This is a genomic window from Pedobacter hartonius (assembly GCF_900107535.1).
Lineage (GTDB): Bacteria > Bacteroidota > Bacteroidia > Sphingobacteriales > Sphingobacteriaceae > Pedobacter > Pedobacter hartonius.
Map to the genome: position 1 here is coordinate 183,615 of NZ_FNRA01000007.1, position 16,119 is coordinate 199,733.

General features: G+C 42.2%; 18 protein-coding genes. 11 read left to right on the forward strand and 7 right to left on the reverse strand.

From position 1 onward, the window contains the following. Positions 1–31: 31 nt before the first annotated feature. The gene (locus tag BLW16_RS13895; RefSeq protein ID WP_090557587.1) at positions 32–1,087 is read left to right on the forward strand and encodes a nucleoid-associated protein; all 1,056 of its coding nucleotides are present in this window, start codon (positions 32–34) and stop codon (positions 1,085–1,087) included. A 3-nt stretch (positions 1,088–1,090) separates the two neighbouring features. Here BLW16_RS13895 and BLW16_RS13900 read toward each other — a convergent pair whose 3' ends face one another. Beyond that, the gene (locus BLW16_RS13900; protein ID WP_090557589.1) at positions 1,091–2,002 is read right to left on the reverse strand and encodes a bestrophin family protein; all 912 of its coding nucleotides are present in this window, start codon (positions 2,000–2,002) and stop codon (positions 1,091–1,093) included. Positions 2,003–2,095: 93 nt separating this feature from the next. Then, positions 2,096–3,283 (reverse strand): class I SAM-dependent rRNA methyltransferase, encoded by a 1,188-nt coding sequence (locus BLW16_RS13905; RefSeq protein ID WP_090557591.1) that lies wholly within the window; start codon positions 3,281–3,283, stop codon positions 2,096–2,098. A gap of 96 nt (positions 3,284–3,379) precedes the next feature. Here BLW16_RS13905 and BLW16_RS13910 point away from each other — a divergent pair, with 96 nt between their 5' ends. The 3 genes from BLW16_RS13910 to BLW16_RS13920 all read left to right on the forward strand — a co-directional run bounded on the left by BLW16_RS13910 (position 3,380) and on the right by BLW16_RS13920 (position 4,883). Beyond that, a complete protein-coding gene (locus BLW16_RS13910) occupies positions 3,380–3,715 on the forward strand; it encodes a tRNA-binding protein (RefSeq protein ID WP_090557593.1) in 336 nt (111 codons plus the stop codon). Continuing rightward, positions 3,716–4,189: a nucleoside deaminase gene (locus tag BLW16_RS13915; protein WP_090557594.1), complete on the forward strand. Its 474-nt coding sequence runs from the start codon at positions 3,716–3,718 to the stop codon at positions 4,187–4,189. Positions 4,190–4,271: 82 nt separating this feature from the next. Then, entirely contained in the window at positions 4,272–4,883 is a 612-nt protein-coding gene (locus BLW16_RS13920) for a superoxide dismutase (RefSeq protein ID WP_090557596.1), read from the forward strand. Positions 4,884–5,043: 160 nt separating this feature from the next. On the opposite strand, the gene BLW16_RS13925 is transcribed toward BLW16_RS13920, so the two are convergent. After that, positions 5,044–5,976: a hydrogen peroxide-inducible genes activator gene (locus tag BLW16_RS13925; RefSeq protein WP_090557598.1), complete on the reverse strand. Its 933-nt coding sequence runs from the start codon at positions 5,974–5,976 to the stop codon at positions 5,044–5,046. A gap of 60 nt (positions 5,977–6,036) precedes the next feature. Continuing rightward, a complete protein-coding gene (fcl, locus tag BLW16_RS13930) occupies positions 6,037–6,966 on the reverse strand; it encodes a GDP-L-fucose synthase (RefSeq protein ID WP_090557600.1) in 930 nt (309 codons plus the stop codon). A 146-nt stretch (positions 6,967–7,112) separates the two neighbouring features. Between fcl and trmB the strand changes: the two genes are divergently transcribed. The 6 genes from trmB (at position 7,113) to polA (ending at position 12,601) form a co-directional block, all read left to right on the forward strand. Further along, entirely contained in the window at positions 7,113–7,763 is a 651-nt protein-coding gene (trmB, locus tag BLW16_RS13935) for a tRNA (guanosine(46)-N7)-methyltransferase TrmB (protein ID WP_090557602.1), read from the forward strand. Beyond that, entirely contained in the window at positions 7,763–8,089 is a 327-nt protein-coding gene (locus BLW16_RS13940) for an MGMT family protein (protein WP_090557604.1), read from the forward strand. Before trmB ends, BLW16_RS13940 begins: the two co-directional genes overlap by 1 nt. 21 nt (positions 8,090–8,110) lie before the next feature. Continuing rightward, complete coding sequence (locus tag BLW16_RS13945) at positions 8,111–8,452, forward strand: carboxymuconolactone decarboxylase family protein (RefSeq protein ID WP_090557606.1); 342 nt, start codon at positions 8,111–8,113, stop codon at positions 8,450–8,452. Positions 8,453–8,457: 5 nt separating this feature from the next. Further along, complete coding sequence (locus BLW16_RS13950) at positions 8,458–9,024, forward strand: DNA-3-methyladenine glycosylase I (RefSeq protein ID WP_090557729.1); 567 nt, start codon at positions 8,458–8,460, stop codon at positions 9,022–9,024. Between the two features lie 17 nt (positions 9,025–9,041). After that, positions 9,042–9,719 (forward strand): CPBP family glutamic-type intramembrane protease, encoded by a 678-nt coding sequence (locus tag BLW16_RS13955; protein ID WP_175470578.1) that lies wholly within the window; start codon positions 9,042–9,044, stop codon positions 9,717–9,719. Between the two features lie 68 nt (positions 9,720–9,787). After that, on the forward strand, positions 9,788–12,601 hold the full coding sequence (gene polA, locus BLW16_RS13960; protein ID WP_090557610.1) for a DNA polymerase I: 2,814 nt from the start codon (positions 9,788–9,790) through the stop codon (positions 12,599–12,601). A gap of 116 nt (positions 12,602–12,717) precedes the next feature. Here polA and BLW16_RS13965 read toward each other — a convergent pair whose 3' ends face one another. The 3 genes from BLW16_RS13965 to namA are packed head-to-tail and all read right to left on the reverse strand — an operon-like array spanning position 12,718 to position 14,843. Then, positions 12,718–13,395 carry a metal-dependent hydrolase gene (locus BLW16_RS13965; protein ID WP_090557612.1) on the reverse strand — a complete coding sequence of 226 codons (678 nt, stop codon included), beginning with the start codon at positions 13,393–13,395 and terminating at the stop codon, positions 12,718–12,720. A gap of 13 nt (positions 13,396–13,408) precedes the next feature. After that, complete coding sequence (locus BLW16_RS13970; RefSeq protein ID WP_090557614.1) at positions 13,409–13,714, reverse strand: YbaB/EbfC family nucleoid-associated protein; 306 nt, start codon at positions 13,712–13,714, stop codon at positions 13,409–13,411. A gap of 52 nt (positions 13,715–13,766) precedes the next feature. After that, complete coding sequence (gene namA / locus BLW16_RS13975) at positions 13,767–14,843, reverse strand: NADPH dehydrogenase NamA (RefSeq protein ID WP_090557616.1); 1,077 nt, start codon at positions 14,841–14,843, stop codon at positions 13,767–13,769. Between the two features lie 539 nt (positions 14,844–15,382). Between namA and BLW16_RS13980 the strand changes: the two genes are divergently transcribed. Further along, positions 15,383–16,087, forward strand: a complete 705-nt coding sequence (locus tag BLW16_RS13980) for an N-acetyltransferase (protein WP_090557618.1) — start codon at positions 15,383–15,385, stop codon at positions 16,085–16,087. The last annotated feature ends 32 nt before the right edge of the window (positions 16,088–16,119 follow it).

Sequence of the window (16,119 nt, forward strand, 5' to 3'; positions counted from 1 at the left end):
CTCTTTACATTTTTAAAAAATCAGAGCGAATATGATTACTTTTTTTGAAGCCTCTCTGGCAGAGCTTTCTATCCATAGAATAGGAAATAAAGCACAGGATGAATTCTATGTTTTATCAGAGGAATCTATGCATATTCAGGATGAACTGCTGAAGAACCTGCTTATTCAATACTTCTTAAGCCCTTATGAAAAGATAAATGAGATCTTCAGGTTCAGCCATCCCAATGATGACCTGAATTTAAATGAAGTGTATCATTTCATCGCCCAGATTTTTGAGGATGGAGGGAAATTCCATGAGAATAGTATCCAGCTGGCCAAATATCTCTATGAAATATCCAGTCATCCAAAAATAAAGGCTGGTGAGCTATATGTGGCCTATTTTGAGAATGTACAGATCGAAGGAGAGCTGCATGACGCCATCGGCATATTCAAATCTGAAACCAAGGAAACCTATTTAAAGGTTTATCCGGAGCAGGCGGGCTTCGCATTGAGTTATGAAGAAGAAGCGATCAATATCAACAAACTGGACAAGGGCTGTCTTATCTTTAATACTGAAAAAGAAGAAGGCTATAAAGTTGCAGTGATCGACCAGACTAACCGTAGTGCCGAGGCTGTATACTGGAAAGATGAATTTCTGAAACTCAGGGTGAGGAATGATAATTACAATCAGACCAATAATGTACTGGGGGTATACAAAAGTTTTGTGACCGACAAGCTTGATCAGGAATATGATATCAGTAAAGCCGATAAAATAGACCTGCTGAACAAGTCGATGAAATATTTTAAGGAGAAGGAGAGCTTTGATCTTGATGAATTCTCCAATGAGGTGATCGGTAACAAAGACGGCATCGAATCTTTTAAGAGCTATAAAAAAAGCTATGAAGAAGAGTTTGACACGCCGATTGCCGATACCTTTGATATCTCAGGTGCTGCGGTAAAAAAGCAGGCAAAGGTCTTTAAAAGCGTACTGAAGCTCGATAAAAACTTTCACATCTATATTCATGGAAATAAAGAGCTGATTGAAAAAGGCTTTGACGATGATAAATCGATGAACTATTACAAGGTATATTTCAAAGAAGAAGAATAACGGTTATAGTATATATTCCCTGTTTATTGGTTTAACAGGTTTGGGAATATCCTGTGCGCCTATCATTTCAAGTAAATTGATCTCGATGGTCCGGGTGATCTGGTTAAGGGGAATTGCTGAGGAGTTGTTCTCGAAAGGATCTACCAGGCTCATTCCGTTGATCTGGGTAGATACATATACAAACCCTACCAGCCAGCCCAGGAAGATGGACCACAGGCCCGCATACTGGCTGATCACTAAAGTTAATGATACTACAAATAACCAGATGAATACCTTGGTGAAGTAATTATAGGTTGTAGGGAAGATGGTGTTTTTTATGCGCTCAGACATCCCCATTTCATCGGAAAATTTTACAAGCAACTGGTTCATTTCCATAAAGCGGAAGCCATCTATCCTGCCATCTGTGCTCAGCTGCTGCAGGTCTCTTGACTGCAGTGTCAGAATGGCATTTGGAACATTGGTGTGCGAACTGATCTCCAGGAGATCTTCTTCGCTCAGATATTTGTGATAGTTTTCGTCTACAGCACTTCTGAGGTTGGCTTTCAGCGCATATAAAAAGGCGATATGCCTGCGGACCAGGTTGCTTTTTAATGCATTAAACTCCTGCTCACTCATTTCATTTGCTGAGATGTAGGTAACCATACACCTGGCCCATGAGCGGGAGTCGTTTACCAGTGCACCCCATATCTTTCTTGCCTCCCACCAGCGGTCATACGACTGGTTATTGTTAAACCCTATGAAAAAGGCAATGGCGGTACCGAGCACAGTTGGAATAATGGAAGGAAGTTCAAAATGATGCTTGATTAAAAATTCCCTGGCCAGGTATGCCCCGGTGCAGGAAATGATCATAATGATATCTATTTGCCATGTGTTTCTGAGGATTCGGCTTAACCTGATGTTTTGTACTATGAGCATTTATTCGGATTTCGTTGATGTAATTTACCATATATCTTACAAATAAATAAGATAAATTGTTTGTTTTTGCTCATTCCCGCACGTTTTAGCGTACTACAGTACCCTGATCAGCAGTCCCTTTAAGTACTCGCCTTCCGGAAAGGAGATCCGTACCGGATGATCTTCCGGCTGATGGAATTGCCTGATGATCTGTACTTCTTTCTCCGCATCAAGTGCTGCCCAGGCAATGATCTGTTTAAACGTTTCCAGATCTACTGCGCCGGAGCAGGAATAAGTGGCCATCATCCCGCCGGGCTTAAGTAATAACATTCCCAAACGGTTCAGGTCTTTGTAGGCACGTGCAGCCCTGTCCAAAGCAGATCTTGAGGGGGCATACTTTGGCGGGTCCAGGATGATGACGTCGAATTTCTTTCCTTCTTCCTTAAAAACGCGAAGCTGCTTGTTTACATCAGATTGTATGCTCGTTTGCTGGTCTTCTGTAAATCCATTTAAACCAAGATTGTGTTTAAGGGTTTCGATGGCCAGCGCTGAGCTGTCTACACTGGTGACGTGTTTTGCGCCGTTTTTTAAGCTGTTCAGCGTAAAACCACCGCTATAGCAGAAGCAGTCCAGCACCTCTTTTTCCTGTGTGTAAGCTGCCAGGATCTCCCTGTTGTCGCGCTGGTCACAGTAAAAACCGGATTTCTGTCCATCGGCAATATTGATATGGTAACGAACACCATTTTCCTTTACCTCTATAAATTCAGGTGGCACTTCTCCCCAAAGCAGCCCTTGTGAAAGCTCCAGGTTCTCATGGGTACGTGCCGTAGCATCACTTTTGTCAAATATTCCTGCCGGATTGAGTTCGGCTCTCAGGATATTGATGATATCTTCTTTAACCGTCTCTATACCTGCGCTGAGGATCTGCAGCGAAAGAAAACCGGCATATTTATCAACGATAAGTCCGGGAAGATAATCAGCTTCGCTGAATACAAGCCTGCAGGTATTGGTGTCATCATTTTTCAGCACATGTGCACGTGCAGCGATGGATTGTTTTAACTTATGTCTGTACCAGTCTGTATCAATTGTATTGTTTTCTTCCCATTCCAGCAGACGTACGGCAACGCGGGACTGACTGTTATAATAACCATAGGCCAGGAAAGATTTGTCCGCTGCAAGAACTTTTACTACCTCACCATTGAGGGGGGCACCCTGTACTTTGTTTATTGCTCCTGAAAATATCCAGGGGTGTCTTTGTAAGGCAGCTTTTTCTTTGCCCTTATTCAGTATAACATCAATCATGCTGCAAAGGTAGTAAAAAGCAATAGGCTGGAAAGCTGAATTTATGTGCAGGAAGATTCGTAATTTAGGGCGTTGCCAATTGGTAACGCGAGTAATATGGAAACAATCAGCTGGAGCGATTTCGAAAAGGTCGAATTAAGGGCAGGAACGATCCTGGAAGTGCTGGATTTTCCGGAAGCAAGAAAGCCGGCCTATAAAGTTAAGGTGGACTTTGGTGAATTTGGAATAAAAATGAGCAGTGCGCAGATTACGGCGCATTATACCAAAGAGGAACTGCTGGGGCAGCAGATTGTGGGGATTATCAATTTTCCAAAAAAGCAGATCGGCAAATTTATGTCTGAATTTCTGGTGACCGGATTTGCAGATGAAAACGGGGATATTGTATTGACAACGCTAAATGGCAAGGTGCCAAACGGTAATAAAATGTGTTAAATGAGCTATTATAATTTTTCGGAAGAAAAAGACCAGGTTAAAGAAGATGAGCATTATATGCTTTTGGCATTGCAGGAAGCACAGAAGGCCTTTGAAAGCGATGAAATTCCTATCGGTGCAATTGTAGTTTGTAAAAACAGGATTGTGGGGCGCGGGCATAACCTGACGGAGCAGCTGAATGATGTTACTGCCCATGCAGAAATGCAGGCATTTACAGCGGCCAGCCAGACGCTTGGAGGCAAGTATCTGAAGGATTGTACCCTATACGTTACTGTCGAGCCCTGTGTGATGTGTGCCGGGGCTGCCTACTGGACCCAGATCAGCAGGCTTGTATTTGGAGCTTCAGAGGAAAAAAGAGGTTTCACCACGAAGGGCAATAATTTACTGCATCCCAAAACGTTATTGGAGAGAGGTGTTCTTGCCCCGGAGTGTGCACAGCTGATGAAGCGTTTTTTCGAGAATAAGAGGGGTTAATTTGACAAACCATTGAACAAAACTACACCTCGAATGTTATCTTTGTTGAAGAATAAAATTTTAAACTTAAAAATAGAATAGTATGGCTTTTGAATTACCTGCGTTACCTTACGCAACAGATGCACTAGAACCGCATATCGATAAAACAACCATGGAAATTCACCATGACAAACATCACCAGGCTTATGTTACCAACCTGAATAAAGCTCTGGAAGGTAAACCTGAAGCGACTCATAGCATTGATGATATCGTTAAAAACATTTCTAAATTCCCTGCTGCAGTAAGAAATAATGGTGGCGGTCACTATAATCACTCTTTATTCTGGGAAGTTTTAGGCCACAATAAAGGTGGAGAACCTACAGGAGAATTAGCTGAGGCAATCAAGTCTGCTTTTGGTTCTTTTGCTGATTTCAAGACTAAATTTGCTGAAGCTGGTACAACCCGTTTCGGTTCAGGATGGGCATGGTTAAGTGTTGGTGCAGATCATAAGCTGGTAGTTTCTTCTACACCTAACCAGGACAATCCATTGATGGATATTGCTGAGGTTAAGGGTACACCTATCTTAGGAATGGATGTTTGGGAACATGCTTATTACCTGAAATACCAAAATAAACGTCCTGATTACATCGCCGCATTCTGGAATGTTGTAAACTGGGATGCAGTTGCTGAGCGCTTCAAGAAAGCACAGGGATAGTATTTATCCCTGACAGGATCTTTTCCGGGCATTAGTGCAGGCTGATTGGAATTTTCCTGGCTTCGCTGAAAAAGGGTTACGTGTATCGATGCCTTGTGACGCGCTTCAGCGGCAGGCAGCAGCGATACACGTAACCCTTTTTTATGTGATCATCCTGAGCTTAAATTCCTACAACGTCTTTCTTTTTTTTCTGTTTCATCGCCTTTGGTATCACTGCAAGGATCTCTTCTCTAAAGGCGTTTAACATCCTTTTTTTGATATAGTTTTTGTGTGTTGCCAGGCTGATCTCCCGAACGGGTTCAGGTGACTTGAAAGAACGTACTTTGCTGAGTTGTTTTGGACTAAGGTCTACCAGTGCTAACTCTGGCAGCAATGTAGCGCCGTTATTCATATCTACCATCCGTATGAGGGTTTCTACACTTCCTGTATTATAGGTAAGTCCCTGAAGGCGGTTGTCTTTGGTAGACCTGCAGATATTGAGGACCTGGGAACGCATACAATGCCCTTCATTCAGCAGCCAGATATTTTCGTCTTCCAGATCGTTGGCGTCAATATTCTTTTTCTTGAAGAGCTTACTGTTTTTGCTGATATAGGTAACGAAGGTTTCGTAATACAGCGGAATTTCGGTTATTGCATTGTCGGCCAGCGGGGTGGCAAGAATACCGCAGTCTAAAACGCCGGTTTTCAGGTGATGTATAATATCTTCTGTAGTATATTCCCAGATCAGTAGTTTAAGGTCAGGATATTTTTCCATCATTGCGGCGATCACCTGCGGCAGCAGATATGGTGCAACGGTAGGGATGATCCCTACCTTGAGCTCTCCGACGATTTCCTGTTGCTGACTGCTGATGATCTCTTTGATCTTCAGGCTTTCCTGAAGTACCAGGCGGGCCTGTTCTATGATTTGGGAACCTATTTCGGTAGGAATTACCGGTTGTTTGCTTCTGTCAAATATTTTGACATTTAACATCTCTTCAAGTTTTTGGACCTGCATACTTAGGGTAGGCTGAGTCACAAAACATTTGTTGGCGGCACCGACAAAACTTCTGTAGGTATCTACAGCTACAATATATTCCAGTTGAACTAAAGTCATATAACTAAAATTTATGTCTTTTTACAAAGATATAAATTTTAGTTATTATGTTTTCAATATTTATACGTATTTGGCAAGGAAATCATGGTAAGCCAGTTGGATACCTTCCTCGAGTTCTATTTTATGTTTCCAGCCCAGCTGGTGCAGTTTGGAAACGTCCATCAGTTTTCGGGGAGTTCCATCAGGTTTAGTACTGTCAAATTTGAGATCACCTTCATAGCCAATTACTTTTTTGATGAGAAGGGCAAGGTCTTTTATGGTTAGATCTACGCCAGTACCAATATTGATCAGGTGGCGTTCATCATAGTTTTCCATCAGAAAATAACATGCATCGGCAAGGTCATCTGCAAATAAAAACTCGCGCATTGGTGATCCTGAGCCCCACACAACCACTTCAGTTGAGGAGTTTGTTTTTGCTTCGTGGAATTTACGGATCAATGCGGGTAAAACATGTGAATTCTGAGGATGATAGTTGTCATTGTAGCCATATAAATTGGTTGGCATTACAGAGATAAAATTAGAGGCATACTGGTCACGGTAAGCATCACACATTTTAATTCCGGCAATTTTAGCTATTGCATACGGTTCATTGGTCTCTTCGAGCAGCCCGGTTAGCAGGTAATCCTCTTTTAAAGGTTGCGGGGCAAGTTTTGGATAGATACAGCTTGAACCCAGAAACATCAGTTTTTTTACTCCAGTTTTATAGGACTGGTGGATCACGTTATTTTGAATGGCCAGGTTCTCATACAGGAAATCGGCCCGGTAGGTATTGTTAGCAATAATGCCTCCTACTTTCGCTGCAGCCAGAAACACGTACTCAGGTTTTTCGAGCTCAAAAAAGCTTGTTACCGCTTGCTGGTTCCGTAAATCAAGCTCGCTTGAAGTTTTTGTAATGATGTTTGAATAACCTTCTTTAACTAATTTGCGGTGAATGGCTGATCCGACCATTCCGCGGTGCCCTGCCAGATAAATTTTTGCGTTCTTTTCCAAGGTTTATTATAAATTTAAAGTGTCTACAGATTATTTCGTAAATATAATTATTTTTATCTGTTACATACAGTTCATCAACGTTTTTGAGTCTGTAATCTGTATAACTAAAAGAAGATTAAATCGTATTTTTGCATAAAAAAATAACAGTGGGTAAAGATAAGTTAAGGAAATTTGCTGAGATAGACACCTTCCATAATGTGTATCAGATGGAAGAAGGAAAAGATATGCAGGGCAGGTGGGCATCAAAGCATTTTAAAAATGGCAATCCGGTAGTTCTCGAACTGGCTTGTGGTAAGGGAGAGTATGCGGTTAATATGGCGAAGGCCTTTCCTGAAAAGAATTTCATAGGAATTGATTTAAAGGGCAACCGTTTATGGAGAGGTGCCAGGACCGGTGTGGATGAAAATATCGGTAACCTTGCTTTTTTAAGGATTCAGATAGAGGATATCGTTGAATATTTCGGAAAGGATGAAGTAGAGGAAATATGGATTACCTTTCCTGACCCTCAGCCTCAGGATAGCAGGGAAAAGAAAAGGCTTACTTTTCCCGGATTTTTAAACAAGTATAAAGAGTTTTTAAAACCCGGAGGTAAAATTAACCTGAAAACAGATAATGACGGGTTGTATGCCTATACTGTTGAGGTTGTGGAACAACAAGGCCTCATCTGTCATAAAAAAACGGCAGAATTATACCATTCCGAATTTTATGATGATGTACTTCAGATTAAAACACATTACGAAAGAATCTATTTAAAACAGGATAAGAACATCAATTATATACAATTCTCACTAGCATAATGGAACAATCATTTTATGAGCAGGTTCATGAAATCGTAAGGCTGATCCCTAAAGGAAGGGTAACTTCCTACGTGGCCATAGCGAGGAGCCTTGGCGCCGCAAAATCATCCCGTATGGTAGGATACGCAATGAATAATGCGCATGGCGTGCATCCTCCGGTGCCGGCTCACCGTGTGGTAAATGCCAAGGGACTGCTTACGGGCCGGTTTCATTTTACTCCGCCCGAACTGATGCAACTGTTGCTGGAAAATGAAGGACTGACCATAGAAAACGACCAGGTAAAAAACTTTAAAATATATTTCTGGGACCCTGCAGTTGAATTATAATCAGGTTTAAAATAAAAACACATGGGAAAATTAGTGGAAGAATTTAATGACTATCGGACTAAAATGAACGATAGGATAATGGAAACAGCCAACACAAATATTAAAAGGTTCTTTGCCCTTGATACGACAACATATGCAGAGGGCGCTCTGGATGTAAAAAGCAAGGAAATGATGGGCCTGGTAGCTTCTATGGTATTGCGTTGTGATGATTGTATCAAATATCATCTTGAAAAGTGCTTTGACGCAGGAGTGAACAACGCAGAGATCAATGAGGTCTTCATGATCGCTAACCTGGTAGGAGGCTCAATTGTGATACCTCATTACCGCAGGGCCGTTGAATATTGGGATGAATTAAGTATGTAATGACGATGGAGAAAGCACTAATTAGATGCAGTTGGTGCGGAAACGACCCACTATACATAAAATATCATGATGAGGAATGGGGCAGGCCTGTCCGGGACGACCGTGTGCTGTTTGAATTCCTGATCCTTGAGGGTGCCCAGGCAGGATTGAGCTGGATTACCATCCTCCGCAGACGTGAGGGATACCGTAAGGCCTTCGCCGGTTTTGATGTACACAAGGTCGCTGTATTTACCGCGGATGATGTTGACCGTTTAATGAATGATCCTGGGATCATCAGAAATAAGCTAAAGGTTAATGCTGCGATCGGTAATGCAAAGCTTTTCATCACCATACAAAAAGAGTTCGGCTCGTTTGCAGATTATATTTGGGGATTCATGCCCGGAAATGAGCCGCTTATACATAACATCAGGGATCTGGGAGGCCTTCCTGTAAGAACCGAAATATCTGATGACATCAGTAGGGACATGAAAAAAAGAGGGTTTAAGTTCTTTGGAACCACGATTTGTTATGCGTTTATGCAGGCTACGGGAATGGTAAACGACCATATTGAAGGCTGCATAGCGAGGTATTGATGCGCAATATGCTCAGTATGTTATTGTTTTACCTCAGGCGGCCCCGGCTGGTGTCTGCACCCAGTAGCGTATGGAATCCTGTGTTTATTTTGTTGAGACTGAGTTTCATCTGCGTGCTTGTGGGCGGCATGGCGGGTTATATATCCGAAACGCTGGTTTTTAATCATCTGATACCTGATCCCGGGCCATCTATCCTGGATCATAGGGATGTATCACAATTTCAGTTTTTTATGGGGGCCGTATTCGTTGCCCCCGTAATAGAAGAGTGGATCTTCAGGGCACAATTAAAACGGTTTTCTGCGACGATCCTGTTTATGACTTTTATACTGGGGCTCATCTGCAGTGCTGTTGCCAAAACATACTGGGCATTTTTAGTTAGCCCGGTCATCTTTGGTATCGTATTCATCCTCTACCGGTTTACCATTGCCGGTAGTGTTACACAAAAGTTTATTTTCTGGAACCGTATCTTTCCCTGGCACTTTCATCTTACAGCCATCTGTTTTGCACTGGTACATCTGGCTAACTTTGAAAAGGGGATTGCATTGTTGCCCCTGGGTATTTTATATACCCTGCCTCAGCTGGCAATCGGACTTGTGCTCGGTTTCACCAGGATGTGCTATGGATTGAAATACTCCATTGCCCTGCATTCCCTCTACAATTTATTCTTCACCATCCTACTTTTTATAAAACAGTAAAGCTCCTTAGTCATTAGGTTTCGTAAATTGCAGATGTTAACTTTGAACACGAAAATAACAATTATATAATGAAAAAACTCTTCCTGCTTGACGGTATGGCGCTGATTTACAGGGCGCATTTTGCACTCAGTAAAACGCCGAGATTTACGTCTACCGGTATCAATACTTCCGCAGTAATGGGCTTTGCCAATACGTTAATGGAGGTCCTCAGAAAAGAGAAACCCAGTCACATTGCTGTTGTTTTTGATACGGATGTACCTACTGAAAGACACACTGATTTTGTTGCATATAAAGCTCACCGGCAAGCAATGCCTGAAGATCTGGCAGCAGCATTGCCTTATATTTTTAAGCTGATTGAGGGGTTCAATATTCCCGTGATCACTAAGGATGGCTTCGAGGCAGATGATATTATCGGCACACTGGCTAAGGAAGCGGAGAAAGAAGGGTTTACTGTTTTCTGTATGACACCTGATAAGGATTTTGCGCAGTTGGTATCCGACAATATCTTTATCTATAAGCCCGCCCGTATGGGCAACGAGATGGAGATCCTTGGTGTTAAGGAAGTCCTGGCTAAATGGGAAATCGAGAATGTAGAGCAGGTGATTGATATCCTGGGTCTCTGGGGAGATGCTGTAGATAATATCCCCGGAATTCCCGGCATAGGAGAAAAAACAGCGAAATCGCTGATTAAACAATATGGTTCCATGGAGAACATTATTGCCAATTCTCATGAACTTAAAGGCAAACAGCGGGAAAACGTGGAAACATTTGCCGAACAGGGGCTGATCTCAAAAAAACTGGCTACCATTATTTTAAATGTTCCGGTCGATTTTGACGAGCCTTCCCTGGTTCTTGAAGAGCCAAGCAGAGAGTTGCTGGAACCGCTTTTTGCTGAACTGGAATTCAGGACCTTAGGCCGCAGGGTGTTCGGGGATGGATTTAGTATTGGAGATGCCAAAGCAGCGGGATCGCAGCAAACAGACCTGTTTGGCAATCATGTTGATCAGCCACAGGCGAAGCCTAAAACATTTGACCAGCTCCCTAACTTATTTGAACAACCCCCGGCGGGCCGCACTATTCAGGACACCAAACCAGATTATCAGCTGGTAAATACACCCGAAAAACGTAAAGAGTTAATTGACTTATTGCTGCAGCAGGAAAGTATTTCATTTGATACGGAAACTACCGGAACGGATGCAAATATCGCAGAACTGGTAGGCCTGTCTTTCTGTGTCGAACCTGGAAAAGCCTGGTATATTCCTGTTTCAGCTGATCAGGACGAGACCCAGGCGGTTGTTGATGAGTTCAGACCAGTTTTAGAAAATGAAAACATTGCAAAAACCGGGCAAAATATAAAATATGATATTTTAGTGCTTAAGTGGTATGGCGTTGACATCAGGGGTAAACTGTTTGACACCATGCTGGCCCATTACCTGATCGATCCGGATACACGCCATAACATGGATGTGCTTTCAGAAAATTATCTGGGGTATACACCGATCTCTATCACCTCTCTGATCGGTCCGAAAGGTAAAAATCAGGGGACCATGCGGGATGTCCCGGTTGAAACCGTGGTAGACTATGCGGCTGAAGATGCAGATGTAACCTTACAGCTTGCGAATGTATTCAAACCTATTCTTAAGGAACTTAATGCCGAAGAGCTGCTTACCAATATTGAAAATCCGCTGGTATATGTACTGGCAGATATGGAAAAGGAAGGTGTTAAGATTGATATGGCAACCCTGATCAGTTATTCTGCTGAACTAGAGATTGACATCAGGAAATTTGAGCAGAGCGTGTATGATAAAGCTGGTGTAGTATTCAATCTGGCTTCACCCAAACAGCTTGGGGAAGTTCTTTTTGACAAACTGCAGCTTGATCCAAAAGCGAAGAAGACAAAAACAGGGCAGTACCAAACCGGAGAAGACGTATTGTCTGCCCTTGCGCATAAGAGTGATATCGTAAAGGATATTCTGGACTTCCGCCAGCTGCAGAAATTGAAATCTACCTATGTTGATGCGCTTCCTCAGCTGGTAAACCCTAAGACGGGACGTGTGCATACAAGTTATAACCAGGCGGTAGCGGCGACCGGCAGATTGAGTTCCAACAATCCTAACCTGCAGAATATTCCTATCCGTACGGAGCGCGGGAGGGAAGTCCGCAAGGCCTTTATTCCTAGGGATGAAAACCACGTGTTGCTATCGGCAGATTATTCACAGATAGAACTCAGGATCATCGCCGATATCAGTAAGGAGGAAAATATGCTGTTTGCCTTTAATAACGGCATTGACATCCATACGGCTACAGCAGCAAAGGTATATGGTATTACGATCGAAGAGGTAAATTCTACCCAGCGAAGAAATGCAAAAGCGGTAAACTTCGGGATTATTTACGGGCAGTCGGCCTTTGGCTTGTCCCAGAACTTAGGTATACCGAGAAAGGAAGCGGCAGAAATGATAGAGCAGTATTTTGCACAATACCCAGGTATTAAAAGATACATGACCGATACAATGAACTTTGCACGTGAGAACGGTTTCGTGGAAACGATGATGGGAAGAAGACGGTATTTGAGGGATATCAATTCAGCTAACCAGACCGTGCGCGGTTTTGCAGAGCGAAACGCGATAAATGCACCGATTCAGGGTTCTGCTGCAGATATGATCAAGATTGCAATGATCAACATTCATAACGACATTAAAGAGCAGAAATTGCAGTCTAAGATGACCATGCAGGTACATGATGAGCTTGTATTTGATGTACTGAAAACTGAGGTGGAGGCTATGAAGAAAATTATCAGCCACCGGATGAAAACAGCGATTGAGACAACCGTTCCGATTGAAATAGAGATCGGGGAGGGTAACACCTGGCTGGCAGCCCATTAGGATGCCATGACCGCAGGGCAGTACGCTGCTTACAGCGAACCCCAAAACAAAAGGCTATTTCAATGCTTCCAGTGCTTTTAACCGTTAGAAGGCATTGAAATAACCTTTTAACTTTCTTACAATTCTATGCTTTCACCGATTGCCGGTAACAGCAATTGTTTGTTTTCCCTTGCAAATTTCGCTATGGCTACTTCCGTATCAATCGTGATCTCAGGCATGGTGTTGTAATGAACACCTATTACGCGGTCAGAATTTACGAATTTGGCAGCAATCAAAGCATCGTCCGGATCCATAGTATAATTTCCTCCAACGGGCATAATGGCATAATCTATTTTGTACAGGTCAGCCAGAAGCTTCATATCCATGTTCAGAGAGGTATCCCCGGCATAGTAAATCGTTTTCCCTTCCAGTTCCAATACGTAGCCAGCGGGATTTCCGCCGTAACTTCCATCCGGCATTGAGCTGGAATGTGTAGCCCAAACCATGCGGACCCTTCCAAAATCAAATGTGTAAGGGCCATAATTCATGGCATGGATATTTGTTAATCCCTGTTTTCCGGCCCATTGTGCTACTTCTGCCATTGCAATGATCTTTGCACCGGTTTGTTTTCCCAGAAGTACCAGGTCCCCGGTATGGTCACCATGACCATGGCTCACAAAAATATAATCTGCTTCAATTGCTTTGACATCAATCGCTGAAGCCAAAGGATTTTGAGTAATAAAGGGGTCAAAAAGAAATTTTTTTCTATCAGTTTCCAGAAGGAAAGAAGAGTGCCCGTAATAAGTATATTTCATCTTTAATATTTAATTAATTGCCAAACATACCGCCTAAACCACCAAGCATATCTTTGGTAGCCGATTGCATTTCATTTGCGCTAACGTCCTCTGCTTGTTGCAATACTTTATTTACCGCTGTAAGCAGCAGTTCTTCAAGTTCTTCTTTGTCCGCTCCTTTAAAGAAATCCTCGTTGATCTCTATCGCAGTTATAGTCTTGTTAGCAGTGGAGGTAACTTTAATTGCGCCACCTTCAACTTCTGCAAAAACAGAAACTGTATCCAGACGTTTTTTTATTTCCTCAGCTTTTTGCTGAGCGGCCATCAGTTTATCGAACATAATATCTTTGTTTTTAAATTAAAACGAAATTAAGACAATTTGGTTTAAAGAGTTAGCCTTTTTTTCTCGGTTTGGCCCGTTCATATTGTTCAGGCCATTGAATTTTGTCATTCAGTTCATCAGCTGCATGGATAGGGAAATAGGGGTCTCTCAGCAGTTCCCTTGCCATTACGATCAGGTCTGCCTTGCCTTCCTGTAGAATTTCTTCTGCCTGGGCGGCATCATTGATCAGGCCTACTGCGCCCGTTAAAATTCCGGTTTCTTTTTTTATGGATTCAGCAAAAGGCACCTGGTAACCCGGGCTAAGCGGGATTTCCTGGTAAAAGACATTTCCGCCGGAAGAACAGTCAATTAAGTCAACTCCTTTTTCTTTCAATATAGCTGAAAGTTTTACAGATTCCTCCGGTGACCATCCGCTTTCCGCCCAGTCTGTAGCAGATATGCGTACGAATAAGGGGTTTTCAGCAGGCCATACATCCTTGGTAGCAGCGACCACTTCCAGTACAAAACGGATCCTGTTTTCGAAACTTCCACCATATTCATCGGTACGATGGTTGCTCAATGGAGAGAGGAACTGGTGTAACAGATATCCATGGGCGGCATGTATTTCTATTACTTTATAGCCGGCTTCAATGCATCTTTTTGTGGCTTCCCTGAAATCTGACTTTACTTTTTCTATACCTTCAATGTTCAGTGCTTCAGGAAGTTCATCCCCCTCTTTGTGAGAAATAGCACTTGGAGCAAATGTTTTCCATCCGCCGTCTTTTTCCATAACCTGTTTACGGCCTCTCCAGGGTGTATCAAAGCTGGCCTTTCTTCCTGCATGTGCAAGCTGTATACCTGCCACTGAACCATGTTCATGAATAAACGTTGTGATGCGTTTCAGAAATGAAATATGTTCGTCACACCATATCCCTAAATCATAAGGGGAAATTCTCCCCTCAGCAGAAACGGAGGTAGCCTCCTGCATAATTAATGCGGCACCACCGACAGCGCGGCTGCCCAGATGGACCAGATGCCAGTCGTTGGCAAATCCTTCCTTCGCAGAATATTGACACATTGGCGAAACTACGATCCTGTTTTTTAAGTTGACGTTTTTGATAGCTAAGGGTGATAACAATTTAGACATAATAGTTTTTTATACCGATTAGTAATAGTAACACCATCGGCATCATATATGTGTCTAAACGATTAATATATGACAGAAAACAGATATAGTTAACAGTACCACTATATTTCAGATTGGAACGATCATGGCTTAACCGGAAAAAGTAACATAGATTTAATATTTATTTTGCTGCGTTTTTTTCAATAACACTTATTTTTGAGGCATCATTATTGTTGTAGAGGGGTTGATTAAATGTAAAAAAATGAAAAACGTATTGCACAACTCAATATTTATTTAAACCTTTACACCTTCAGTAATTTAAAGCGGGATTTATACAGAAAATGATAAAGCAAACCACACATAAACTTTCCATTTTAACAGCAAAAAATATTGCTGCGAGAAGTTTATATATTGAGCGTTTGCAGCCTGTCATTTATGTAACAACCAGCCGGCAAAATTATACACCCCGTATTTGAGTTATATCTAGCTCGATCATAGAGGTAGTGTCCTCTCTCCAAAACCAATTAATCAGAATATTTATTTTTTTTCGTTAACTATTAATGAATATAAACGATTTTATAGTGCAGGTTGCACTTCCTGAACATCGTGTTTTTGCAGAAGAAATCTGTGTTGAAATGGCAGAGTCTGCCAAAGCAAGAGGGACAGGTATTGCTAAACGCTCTCCGGACTATGTTGCAGGAAAAATGTCTGAAGGGAAATCTGTTATTGCCTTCCATAAAGATGGCTCCTGGGCAGGGTTCTGTTATATAGAAACCTGGAGTCACGGGCAGTTTGTAGCCAATTCCGGTCTTGTGGTTAGTCCTAAATTTAGAAAAGTAGGCTTGGCACATACCATTAAGCAAAAAATATTTGAGCTATCGAGACAAAAATACCCTAAAGCAAAGATATTTGGTTTAACAACAGGCCTTGCAGTGATGAAAATTAACTCTGACCTGGGATACGAGCCGGTTACCTATTCAGAATTAACCCAAGATGAAGAATTTTGGAAAGGCTGCCAGAGCTGCGTGAATTTTGAGATCCTGAAAAGCAAAGACCGCAAAAACTGCATGTGTACAGCAATGCTGTATGACCCGGCTACGCAGAAACATGATGTTGCAAAGAAATTTGCTGAAGAACTGCAGAAAAAGCCGAAGTTATATGAACGCTTTATGCGCATCAAACAAAGACTCATACTCAAACCGAAATCAGATGAAAAAGGAGGATTAAAATCAATTCTTCAGCTGTCATCCTTGTTTTTTAAATAACATTACCAGTGATGATGGTTCATCACGTTACC

Excerpts from the sequence above, each read along its gene's own strand:
- BLW16_RS13895 (WP_090557587.1), top strand. The coding sequence starts at position 32 with ATGATTACTTTTTTTGAAGCCTCTCTGGCAGAGCTTTCTATCCATAGA.
- BLW16_RS13900 (WP_090557589.1), bottom strand. The coding sequence starts at position 2,002 with ATGCTCATAGTACAAAACATCAGGTTAAGCCGAATCCTCAGAAACACA.
- BLW16_RS13905 (WP_090557591.1), bottom strand. The coding sequence starts at position 3,283 with ATGATTGATGTTATACTGAATAAGGGCAAAGAAAAAGCTGCCTTACAA.
- BLW16_RS13910 (WP_090557593.1), top strand. The coding sequence starts at position 3,380 with ATGGAAACAATCAGCTGGAGCGATTTCGAAAAGGTCGAATTAAGGGCA.
- BLW16_RS13915 (WP_090557594.1), top strand. The coding sequence starts at position 3,716 with ATGAGCTATTATAATTTTTCGGAAGAAAAAGACCAGGTTAAAGAAGAT.
- BLW16_RS13920 (WP_090557596.1), top strand. The coding sequence starts at position 4,272 with ATGGCTTTTGAATTACCTGCGTTACCTTACGCAACAGATGCACTAGAA.
- BLW16_RS13925 (WP_090557598.1), bottom strand. The coding sequence starts at position 5,976 with ATGACTTTAGTTCAACTGGAATATATTGTAGCTGTAGATACCTACAGA.
- BLW16_RS13940 (WP_090557604.1), top strand. The coding sequence starts at position 7,763 with ATGGAACAATCATTTTATGAGCAGGTTCATGAAATCGTAAGGCTGATC.
- BLW16_RS13945 (WP_090557606.1), top strand. The coding sequence starts at position 8,111 with ATGGGAAAATTAGTGGAAGAATTTAATGACTATCGGACTAAAATGAAC.
- BLW16_RS13950 (WP_090557729.1), top strand. The coding sequence starts at position 8,458 with ATGGAGAAAGCACTAATTAGATGCAGTTGGTGCGGAAACGACCCACTA.
- BLW16_RS13955 (WP_175470578.1), top strand. The coding sequence starts at position 9,042 with ATGTTATTGTTTTACCTCAGGCGGCCCCGGCTGGTGTCTGCACCCAGT.
- polA (WP_090557610.1), top strand. The coding sequence starts at position 9,788 with ATGAAAAAACTCTTCCTGCTTGACGGTATGGCGCTGATTTACAGGGCG.
- BLW16_RS13965 (WP_090557612.1), bottom strand. The coding sequence starts at position 13,395 with ATGAAATATACTTATTACGGGCACTCTTCTTTCCTTCTGGAAACTGAT.
- BLW16_RS13970 (WP_090557614.1), bottom strand. The coding sequence starts at position 13,714 with ATGTTCGATAAACTGATGGCCGCTCAGCAAAAAGCTGAGGAAATAAAA.
- namA (WP_090557616.1), bottom strand. The coding sequence starts at position 14,843 with ATGTCTAAATTGTTATCACCCTTAGCTATCAAAAACGTCAACTTAAAA.
- BLW16_RS13980 (WP_090557618.1), top strand. The coding sequence starts at position 15,383 with ATGAATATAAACGATTTTATAGTGCAGGTTGCACTTCCTGAACATCGT.